The organism is Serratia sp. G204Y (assembly GCF_051172435.1).
Lineage (GTDB): Bacteria > Pseudomonadota > Gammaproteobacteria > Enterobacterales > Enterobacteriaceae > Serratia > Serratia sarumanii.
In genome coordinates this window covers 254,020-264,178 of record NZ_JBPIZA010000004.1, presented here as the reverse complement: position 1 = coordinate 264,178, position 10,159 = coordinate 254,020, and the positions used below count along the sequence as shown (strand labels likewise).

Below are 10,159 nucleotides of genomic sequence, written 5' to 3'. Positions count from 1 at the left end.
AACAAGCCTCATGCGAAAGCATGGGGCTTTTTGTTTTGTCTGTTATCTGGCGTTCTGCTCGAGCATGGCCATGCGAAAGGCCCGTCGGGAACGGGCCTTAACGCCGCGTGCGGCGGCCCCGGAGGGGGGCTCAGGATGAGACGAATTGCGTAGGACAAATCCGCCGGGAGCGGATTTGAACGTTGCGAAGCAACGGCCCGAAGGGGGGCGGGCAGGACGCCCGCCATAAACTGCCAGGCATCAAACCAAGCCGAAAGCCCTGAACTGACGTTCAGGGCTTTTTGCTATGCGTAAAACGGAAAATCCCCGTTGCAATCCGCTTCAGCTTTCAGCGTGCGGTTTAATATTCATCACAAATTCCGCGCATTGTCCCTCCAAACGCCAGATATTCTTCGTCCGCTATTAAGTTTGGCTGTTAACTTATAAATAACAATAAAGTAACAACCAGAGTGGCAGGACGCCGAATTTCATCATTGCTATGGCTCGGAGAAAATACCATGACAGAAACAACCTCGGTTCTTGAGGATGAACGCGGCGTCGAACAGGGGGCGCTGGATAACAAAAAACGCATTTTTGCCATCGTCGGGGCTTCATCAGGCAATCTGGTGGAGTGGTTTGATTTTTACGTTTACTCCTTCTGCTCAATCTACTTTGCCGCCTCATTTTTTCCAGCGGGCAACAGCACGACACAACTGCTGCAAACTGCCGGTGTGTTCGCCGCCGGCTTCTTTATGCGGCCGATCGGCGGCTGGCTGTTCGGCTACATTGCCGATAAACACGGCCGAAAAAACTCAATGCTGCTTTCGGTCTGCATGATGTGCGCCGGATCGCTGGTGATCGCCTGTCTGCCGACGTATGAGTCGATCGGCAGCTGGGCGCCAGTGCTGCTGCTGATCGCGCGATTGTTCCAGGGGCTGTCTGTGGGCGGCGAGTACGGTACCAGCGCCACCTACATGAGCGAGGTGGCAATCAAGGGGAGGCGCGGCTTCTACGCATCGTTCCAGTATGTCACGCTGATCGGCGGGCAACTGCTGGCGCTGCTGGTATTGGTGATCCTGCAGCAGATATTGTCCGGCGAAGAGCTGAAGGCCTGGGGATGGCGCATCCCGTTTGCCTTGGGGGCCGTGTTGGCGGTGGTGGCGTTGTACCTGCGCCGTTCGCTGAATGAAACCTCCGATGCGAAAACACGTAACCACCAAGATGCCGGTTCGCTGACGGGGCTATGGAAAAACCGCAAGGCGTTTGTGATGGTGTTGGGCTTTACCGCCGCCGGTTCACTGACCTTTTACACTTTTACCACCTATATGCAGAAATATCTGGTGAACACCGCCGGTATGGACGCCAAGCTGGCCAGCGGCATCATGACCGCCGCGCTGTTCGTCTTCATGCTGCTGCAGCCGGCGGCAGGCGCGTTCTCGGACAAAATCGGCCGTCGCAGCTCGATGCTGATCTTCTCGGCATTGGCCACCCTGTTGACGGTGCCGATCCTGTTCGCCCTGAAAGGGGTGAGCAACCCCTTTATGGCGTTCGGCCTGATCGTACTGGCACTGTTCGTTGTCAGCTTTTACACCTCGATCAGCGGGCTGCTTAAAGCCGAGATGTTCCCGCCGGAGGTGCGTGCGTTAGGGGTAGGCTTGTCTTATGCGGTAGCGAATGCCCTGTTCGGCGGTTCGGCGGAATATGTCGCGCTGTCGCTTAAATCGTTCGGCGTGGAAAATGCCTTCTTCTGGTATGTTTCCGGCATGTGCCTGCTGGCGTTGCTGGTCTCGCTCCGGCTGCATCGCAAAGGCAAGGAAATACAGCTGTAATAAAAACCCCGGCCTTGGCCGGGGTCAGAGTAGATCTTACAGGATACGGCTAATCAACCGATCGATGCGGATACGCCGCAGACGGCGAATCAGTTTGCGCACCTTGATCGGGTACTGCTGAATGCTTTGCAGCTCCTGATAATGGCCGACCACGGTGGTGTGAGTGCGGATGCACTCCAGTTCTGTTTGCCGCTGCTCGCGCATTTCCTGCTTGGGATCGTGGATCAGAATGGCGTTTTCCAGATCCAACCGCCAGGCGCGCGGGTTGAGATTATTGCCGGTAATCAGCTGCCACTCTTCGTCAACCCACATGCCTTTCAGATGATAGCTGTTATCGCCATCCTTCCACAGACGCACGATCAGCTGCCCGGTGTCGATATAGCGCTGCAAGCGGCTCAGAAAACGGCGCAGGTTGATCTCGTACAGGTAGGGCAGCGCGCCGATGATTTTGAACGGCTGGTCTTCCGGAATATAGAAGTCGTTGGCGGTCTTGTCGCCGACGATGATCTCCACCTGTTTGCCCTGGCGCAGCAGATAAATGATATTGCGCACCAGCAGCGCCGGCAGGTTGAAATAAGGGGTGCACAGCGTCAGTTTCTGGTCGGCGCACGACATCAGGTGATGAATGGTTTTATTCAGCACGCTTTGCTTGCCAAGCCCAACCAGCGGCGTCACCGCCAACTCATCGTTGCCGGCCTTACCGCGGAAGTGATAGCCGGCACGGCGCAGGGCGAAACGGAACAGGCGGGTCTCGTTTTTGATCTCCGGGCTTTTCGGCCGATCGCTGCGATCGAGGCGCTGTACGGCGCCGGCGGTGAGCAGATGCTGCTTGATGTAATCGATCAGGGTATCGGCCAACACCTCGTTGGTGATCAGCTGGTAGCGATCGTAACGGTATTTCTCATGCTGATGCAGATAAACGTCGTTGATGCTGGCGCCACTGTAGATCACGGTATCGTCGACCACAAAGCCCTTCAGGTGCAGTACGCCCAACGCTTCGCGGGTATTGACCGGCACGCCGTAGATAGGCACCGACTGCTCGGGATGTTGGCCGGCCATGGCACAGTACCAGTCGGCGTTGGTATTGGCGGCGGCGGCGCCGATGCGGCCGCGCTGTGCGCGGTGCCAGTCGACCAGCACGCAGATTTCCAGCTCGGGCCGCCGCTGCTTGGCTTGATACAGCGCGTTGAGGATCTCGCGCCCGGCGTCGTCATGCTCCAGATACAGGGCCACCAGATAGATGCGTTGGGTAGCGTTGGCGATGGCGTCCAGCAGCGTGGTGCGAAAATCGGACGGCGCGTACAACGTACGAACATCAGCAACCGTCTGGGGGAGTTTGGGCAGTTGTGCAAGGTGTTGTTGATGTTTGCTACGTTTAAATTTTGACAACATCACAGTGCGTTTCTTCTCTCATGATTGATGGCCGGAACGCCACAGGCATAAAAACATTAAACCGAATAATCGGGCGATAATACCATTAGTTGCCTCGATTGTGCGTATGTTTTGGCGTTAAGTGGTGGATTCGTAGCGCATTGCGACGCAGGTCACTGCGCGTCGGCGGCCTGCAGCGGCAGCGTCAGATTGACGATGCCGTCCTCAAGCTGCACCTCAATGCCAAAGCCCAGCCGCTGCGCCAACGCGATCATGCCGCGGTTATTCGGCATGGTGATGCCGCTCAGACGGGTCAGGCCATGGGCGCGCGCATAGGCGATCATTTTCTCCAGCAGCTGGCGGCCCAGGCCCAGGCCTTTCAGGTCGGAACGCACCAGCACGGCGAATTCGGCGTCGGTGTTGTCCGGATCGGACAGCGCGCGGGTCACGCCGATGATCTCGTCTGCGCGCACCGCCACAAAGGCCATTTCTCGATCGTAGTCGATCTGCGTCATGTTGGCCAAATCGTCATGGGTAAACTCGTTGATCTCGCTGAAGTAGCGATAATAGAGGTCTTCCTTGGTCACCCGGTCGATGAAATGCTTCAGCGCCGGCTCGTCTTCCGGCAGGATCGGGCGGAACAGGCATTGGCTGCCGTCTTTCAACGCGATGGTCTCTTCCAGTTCATGCGGATAAGGGCGAATCGCCAGCCGCGCCTGCGGATCGCCGCTGAACGGCACGAGCTGCATCGAAACGTCCAGCAGGGTGAATTCGCTGCCGGAGGCCAGCACCGGATGAATATCCAGCCGGGCGATCTCCGGGCAGTCGAGGATCAGGTTGGAGACCTGCACCAGCAGGCGGCTCAGCCCGGGGATATCCAAAGGCCGCAGCGCGCTGCGGCCGCGGATCTTGCCGCCTTTCACCGCCTGCAGCACCAGATAACGCGCCAGCGCCATGTTCAGCGGCGGCAGCGCGACCGCCACCTGATTTTCCTGGCGCCATTCCACGCCGCCTTCGCCCAGCATGATCAGCGGGCCGAAAATCGCATCCTGCTCCACCGCGATGCGCAGCTCCTGGGCACCGGCGCGGTTGGCCATGCTCTGCACCAGCAGGCCGTGAATGCGCGCCTGAGGGTAGGTGCGCTTTACGCGGTCGAGGATCGCCTCCGCTGCGCGCTGCACTTCGGTCGCGGTGCGCAGGTAGAGCATGACGCCCTGAACTTCCGATTTGTGCGGGATATCCGGCGAACGCAGCTTCAGCGCCACCGGGTAGCCGATCTGTTCGGCGATGTGTACCGCTTCGGCGCTGTCTTCGGCGATCCAGGTCGGCAGGGTGCTCAGGTCATAGGCCTGCAGAATGGATTGCACCTCGTGGGTATCCAGCTGGGTGGCGCCTTCGGCCAGCGCCTGATGGATCAACCGGTGGGCGTCGGCGGTGTTGGCGGTGAGGCCGATCGGCAGCGCCGGCGTCTCTTTCAGCTGCTTCTGGTTGCGGCGGTATTCCACCATATGCATAAAGGCGGTCACCGCGCCTTCCGGGGTGCGGTAGGTGGGAATGGCGGCCTCGGTAAACAGCCGGCGCGCCTCTTGCGAAGAGTATTCGCCGCACCAGTTGGTCAGCAACGTGATGCGCTTGCCGCGCGCATGGCGATGCAGCGCGTCGATCAGCCGTTCCGCCGTGGCGGTGCCCGGCGCCGCCGCGCTCGGCGCGTGGATCAACAACAGCGCGTCATAGTCGTGGCTGTCGAGCAGCGCTTCGATTGCCGCCAGGAAGCGCTGCGGCGTGGCGTCATCGCGCAGGTCGAGCGGATTGCCGGCGCGGATGAACTCCGGCAGCGCGTCGCTCAATGTTGCCAGGCTCTCATCGCTCAGCGTGGCCAGCTTGCCGTTGCGTCCGAGCAGTTCGTCCAGCGCCATCGCCGCCGGCGCCGCCCCGTTGCTGACGATCATCAGCCGCTCGCCGCGCAGCGGATGCATATGGCTGAGGGTTTCCACCGCCGAGAACAGCTCATGGGTATCCTGCACGCGCAGCAGGCCGGCGCGCTGGATGGCGGCGTCATAGGCGGCGTCAAGCCCCAACTGGCTGTTGAGCAGCAGCTGCGCCTGTTGGCTGCGGCCGCTTTTGATCACCAGAATGGGCTTGTTGCGTGAGGCGCTGCGCGAGGCGGAGAGAAAGCGCCGTGCGTCGCTGATGTTTTCCAGATACAGCAGGATGGCGCTGGTCTTGCTGTCGCGCGCCAAAAAGTCGAGCAGGTCGTCGACGTCGATATCCAGGCTGTCGCCCAGCGCGATGAAGTAGGAGAAACCGACTTCGCGCTGCTGCGCCCAGTCGAGAATGGTGTTGGCCACGGCGGCGGACTGCGAGATAAACGCCAGCTTGCCCTTTTGGATCGGCACCGGCGAGAAGCTGGCGTTGATGCCCTGCCACGGCGCCAGCAGCCCCAGACTGTTGGGGCCCAACAGCCGCATGGCATAGCGCTGCGCGCAGGCCTTCAGCTCGGCGAACTGTTCCGGCGGCGAAGAGAGCACGATGGCGGTTTTGCAGCCGCGTTGACCCAGCGCGTCAATCAGCGCCAGATTGCGTTTGGCGTGGGTGCAGATGATCGCCAGATCCGGCGTCAGCGGCAGGCTGGCGACGTCGGGGTAGGCCATCACGCCGCATACCGCCTTGTAGCGCGGCGTGACCGGCAAGATGGGCCCGCCGAAACCGCCGGCCAGCAGGTTGCTCATCATCAGGTTGCCGGCGCGGCCGGGCTGCTGCGACGCGCCCAGCACGGCGATCGATTTGGGACGTAGTAGCGCTTCTAACCCTCGCTGGCTCATGCACGGCTCCTTTTGGCAACGTTACGCCTGATTTTAGGCGCTTTCTGGCTACATTGCTGTGACCGGTGCCTCCGGCCGGGTCGGTTTTCCCGCCAGATACTGTTGACGGAAATAGCGGAAATGCTGATTCAATCCGTCGGCGGCCGGCAGATCGCCCGCCTGTTGCAGCAGGGCGGCGGCCACTTCCGCCGTGCAGTGTTGCTCGGCGCGGCTGGCTTCGCGCAGCTGGTAGTCCGATGCTGCGTCGACGTTGAGGGAAAACACCGGGAATTGATTGAGGTACGGGCTTTTACGGAACATTTTGCGCGCTTCCGCCCAGGTGCCGTCCAGCATGATGAACAGCGGCGGTTTGCCGCCGGCGGGCAGCTCGCTGAACACCGGCCGTTCGGCGTCGGCGTAGGAAGCGGGGAACACCACGTAAGGCTGTCGCGTAGGATCGTTAATAGCCGCCAGCAGGGCGGGATCGATCTCGGTGCGTGACCAGAGAAACGCCTGGGTGTCCGGCAGGATATCGGCGATCAGGCGGCCGGTGTTGCTGGGCTTGAGCGGCTCGGCGCCGAACATGATCAGGCAGAAACGGCTGCCGGCCTGCTGCGGGCGGATGGTGTCGCACAGGCAGTTTTTATGCGGCAGCAGGCAACCCTGACAACGCGCCACCCGGCAACCGCGCGCCAGGAAGGGGCGGGTGGCGCGGTCTAAACGGAATTGGCGCAGGCGAAGTACGGCGTTGTCGGTCATAACGATCCTGGGGAAAAACCGCCATTGTAACGCAGAAAAAAGCCCGCCGGGAGGGGCGGGCTCGATCGGGGCGCGTTCGCGCGCGATGGCGGGATACGGCCTATACTTGCCGAATCACACTAACTCGTTGAGCCAGTTGTCAAACGGCGCTTTCGGCATCGCGCCGTTGAGCATATCGACCATCTTGCCCTGACGGAACACCATGATGGTCGGGATGCTGCGGATGCGGAAACGGGCGCTCAGCTCCGGCTCGGCTTCGGTGTTCACTTTCACGAAGCGCACTTTGCCGGCGCGCTCTTCGGCCACGTCTTCAAAGATCGGCGCAAAGCTGCGGCACGGGCCGCACCACGGCGCCCAAAAATCGACCACGACCGGCAGATCGTCCTGCAGCAACTGGTCCAGCGTGGCGGCGGTGGCGTTGATCACTTCACCGTCGAAGAGCTCATGGCCGCAGCGGCCGCATTTCGCGTTGTCCGCCAGACGTTCTTCCGGCACGCGGTTGGTGGCATTGCAAGCTGCACAAACTGTATTCATGTTGACCTCGGGTACAGAGAAAGCATGGTCCCCGCAACGCGGTTGCGGAGATGTTTCTTTAATGCTGACAATTATCGGCAAAACCCGGCGCATGAACAATGAGGTTTGTTCAATGGATGTGATAGTTGGGAGCTTTTAGCGCAAGTTGGTGGCTTCGTGCATCAACATCAGGTAATCTTCGCGCCCTGCGCGTTGGTGGAGAAGACAATGAACGATTCATTTAGTGGCAAGAACGGTAAAGTCAAAGTGATGTACGTCCGCAGTGACGACGACAACGGCGACGACCGCAACAAGAATAAACGTCCGGCCGGCAAAGGCCGTCCGGCTGACGGTGCGCGCTCCGGCCGCACCGGTCAAGACAAGGCGCGCGGCGCCGACTCCCGCCGCAGTGAAAGCGATCGTCCTCGCCGTCCGGCGCGCTCTGAAGATCGCGGTGGCAACGAGTCGCCGTGGAGAACCGTCTCGCGCGCGCCGAATGAAGAGCCGGCGTTCGATCACGGTGGCATCAGCGGCAAAAGCTTTATCGATCCTGAGCAACTGCGCCGCCAGCGCGCGGAAGAAACCCGCGTTTACGGTGAAAACGCCTGTCAGGCGCTGTTCGCCAGCCGCCCGGAAGCGATCGTGCGCGCCTGGTTCGTGCAGTCGGTCACCCCGCGCTTCCGCGAAGCGCTGCGCTGGATGGCGGCCAACCGCAAGGCTTACCACGTAGTGGATGAGGAAGAGCTGGCCAAGGCTTCCGGCACCGAGCACCACGGCGGCGTGTGCTTCCTGATCAAAAAACGTCAGGGGCTGGACGCGCAGACCTACCTGAAAACCGCCCCGGCGACCGACTGCGTGCTGGCGCTGGAAGAAGTAGGCAACCCGCATAACCTGGGCGCCATCGTTCGTTCGTGCGCCCACTTCGGCGTCAACGGCGTGCTGCTGCAGGATCCGGCGCTGCTGGAGTCCGGCGCGGCGGTGCGTACCGCAGAAGGCGGCGCTGAGCACATCAAGGCGATCAACGCCGACGATTTCCTGTCGGTGCTGGATACCTTCCGCAAGGCGGGTTACACCATCGTTACCACCTCCAGCCATAAAGGCACCGCGCTGGCGCAGGCCAAGCTGCCGGCCAAGATGGTGCTGGTGCTGGGCCAGGAACGCGACGGTCTGAGCGACAGCGCCTGGCAGCAGGGCGACATGAACGTCTCGATCGGCGGCACCGGCAAGGTGGAAAGCCTGAACGTTTCCGTGGCGACCGGCATCCTGCTGGCGGACTGGTGGCGTCAGAATCAGGCGTAATCTTTTCTACGTCGGATAAAAAACGGGCGCCCCAGGGCGCCCGTTTCGTTTATTGAAGCTTAGTGAGCGCCGCCGCCCCCACCGCCGCCGGAGCTGAACGGCGGTTTCGCCACCCACACCAGCGCCAGCAGCACCAGGAATACCCCGGCCGACAGCCAGAAGATCTCGTTGGCGGAGATGATCAGGCCTTGCGCGGTGATCTCGTTGGCGATGTAGGCCGACGCCTGCTGCTTGCTCATGCCGAGCTGCTCCAACTGCCGGTACATCTCCTGCGACTGCGGACTGTACGGGTTGACGAACTCCGTCAGCTGCGAATGGTGCTGCGATTCGCGCTGCGTCCACAGGGTGGTGGTGATCGAGGTGCCGATCGAACCCGCCAGCGTCCGCGTGAAGTTCGACAGGCTTGACGCCGCCGCCATGCGTTCCGGCGGCAGGCCGGACAGCGTGATGGTGGTCAACGGCATGAAGAAGCAGGCGATGGCGAAGCCCTGGACAAACTGCGGCCAGGCGGACGCGCCGAAGTCCATGCCCGGTTCAAACGTATAGGCGCGCCAGTAGAAGCACACGGCATACATGATGAAGCTGAAGGTGACCAGCCGGCGCATATCGAGCCGGTTGCCGAACTTGCCGATGATCGGCGACAGCAGCACCGGGATCAGCCCGACCGGCGCCGACGCCAGCCCGGCCCAGGTGGCGGTATAGCCGTACACCTCTTGCAGCAGCTGCGGCAACAGCACGATGGCGCCGAAGTACAGCATGTAGGCCAGGCTGATGCACAGGCAGCCGATGGTGAAGTTGCGCGACTTGAACAGCGACAGATCCACCACCGGATGGTCGTCCGTCAGCTCCCACACCACCAGGAACAGCAGCGCTACTACCGCCACGACGGTGAGCGTGATGATCTCGGTCGAGTTGAACCAGTCCAGCTCCTTGCCCTGATCGAGCATCACCTGCAGCGAACCGATGCCGACGATCAGCAGCACCAGGCCGACGGTGTCGATCGGTTTGATCTCGGTTTTGGTTTCTCGCCCCTTCAGCGTCGCCATCGCCGCCACGATCACGAAGGCGCCGATCGGGATGTTGATGAAGAAGATCCAGCCCCAATGGTAGTTGTCGCTGATGTAACCGCCGAGGATCGGCCCGAAGATCGGCGCGACGATAACGGTCATCGACCAAAGCGCCAGGGCCATCGCCCGCTTGGCGGGCGGGTAGTTGTTCAGCAACAGGCTCTGCGACAGTGGGATCAGCGGCCCGGCCACCACGCCCTGGATCACGCGGAAGAAGATCAGCATGCCGAGGCTGTTGGAGATGCCGCACAGCCAGGAGGCGAGGACGAACAGCGCGGTGGACCAGAGGAACAGCCGCACTTCGCCGATGCGCTTCGCCAGCCAGCCGGTGATCGGGATCGAGATGGCGTTCGCCACGCCGAACGAGGTGATCACCCAGGTGCCCTGCGAGTTGGAAGACCCGAGGTTACCGGCAATGGTGGGGATCGCCACGTTGGCGATGGTGGAGTCCAGCACCTGCATGAAGGTCGCCATGGCGAGCGCGACCGTCATCCAGGCGAGCTGGGCGCCTTCAAGCGGTTTCTGTGGCAAGATGGCCTCC

Annotated in this window: 7 protein-coding genes; 2 read left to right on the top strand and 5 right to left on the bottom strand. The window is 61.4% G+C overall.

What is annotated here, in order from left to right; genetic code table 11:
- The first annotated feature begins 497 nt into the window (after nt 1-497).
- Nucleotides 498-1,808 carry an MFS family transporter gene (locus ACSBQQ_RS19585; protein WP_039568673.1) on the top strand — a complete coding sequence of 437 codons (1,311 nt, stop codon included), beginning with the start codon at nt 498-500 and terminating at the stop codon, nt 1,806-1,808.
- A gap of 36 nt (nt 1,809-1,844) precedes the next feature.
- On the opposite strand, the gene pssA is transcribed toward ACSBQQ_RS19585, so the two are convergent.
- From pssA to trxC, 4 genes are all read right to left on the bottom strand, one after another.
- Complete coding sequence (gene pssA, locus ACSBQQ_RS19580) at nt 1,845-3,200, bottom strand: CDP-diacylglycerol--serine O-phosphatidyltransferase (RefSeq protein ID WP_033649759.1); 1,356 nt, start codon at nt 3,198-3,200, stop codon at nt 1,845-1,847.
- A 152-nt stretch (nt 3,201-3,352) separates the two neighbouring features.
- Complete coding sequence (locus ACSBQQ_RS19575; protein ID WP_060429019.1) at nt 3,353-6,001, bottom strand: bifunctional acetate--CoA ligase family protein/GNAT family N-acetyltransferase; 2,649 nt, start codon at nt 5,999-6,001, stop codon at nt 3,353-3,355.
- 48 nt (nt 6,002-6,049) lie between these two features.
- Nucleotides 6,050-6,739 (bottom strand): tRNA-uridine aminocarboxypropyltransferase, encoded by a 690-nt coding sequence (locus ACSBQQ_RS19570; protein ID WP_033649762.1) that lies wholly within the window; start codon nt 6,737-6,739, stop codon nt 6,050-6,052.
- Between the two features lie 114 nt (nt 6,740-6,853).
- Nucleotides 6,854-7,273 (bottom strand): thioredoxin TrxC, encoded by a 420-nt coding sequence (gene trxC, locus ACSBQQ_RS19565; protein ID WP_004928868.1) that lies wholly within the window; start codon nt 7,271-7,273, stop codon nt 6,854-6,856.
- Nucleotides 7,274-7,480: 207 nt separating this feature from the next.
- Between trxC and ACSBQQ_RS19560 the strand changes: the two genes are divergently transcribed.
- Nucleotides 7,481-8,551: a tRNA/rRNA methyltransferase gene (locus ACSBQQ_RS19560; RefSeq protein ID WP_060429017.1), complete on the top strand. Its 1,071-nt coding sequence runs from the start codon at nt 7,481-7,483 to the stop codon at nt 8,549-8,551.
- A gap of 59 nt (nt 8,552-8,610) precedes the next feature.
- Here ACSBQQ_RS19560 and emrB read toward each other — a convergent pair whose 3' ends face one another.
- Complete coding sequence (emrB, locus tag ACSBQQ_RS19555) at nt 8,611-10,149, bottom strand: multidrug efflux MFS transporter permease subunit EmrB (RefSeq protein ID WP_049194987.1); 1,539 nt, start codon at nt 10,147-10,149, stop codon at nt 8,611-8,613.
- Nucleotides 10,150-10,159: the final 10 nt, after the last annotated feature.

Excerpts from the sequence above, each read along its gene's own strand:
- ACSBQQ_RS19585 (WP_039568673.1), top strand. The coding sequence starts at position 498 with ATGACAGAAACAACCTCGGTTCTTGAGGATGAACGCGGCGTCGAACAG.
- pssA (WP_033649759.1), bottom strand. The coding sequence starts at position 3,200 with ATGTTGTCAAAATTTAAACGTAGCAAACATCAACAACACCTTGCACAA.
- ACSBQQ_RS19575 (WP_060429019.1), bottom strand. The coding sequence starts at position 6,001 with ATGAGCCAGCGAGGGTTAGAAGCGCTACTACGTCCCAAATCGATCGCC.
- ACSBQQ_RS19570 (WP_033649762.1), bottom strand. The coding sequence starts at position 6,739 with ATGACCGACAACGCCGTACTTCGCCTGCGCCAATTCCGTTTAGACCGC.
- trxC (WP_004928868.1), bottom strand. The coding sequence starts at position 7,273 with ATGAATACAGTTTGTGCAGCTTGCAATGCCACCAACCGCGTGCCGGAA.
- ACSBQQ_RS19560 (WP_060429017.1), top strand. The coding sequence starts at position 7,481 with ATGAACGATTCATTTAGTGGCAAGAACGGTAAAGTCAAAGTGATGTAC.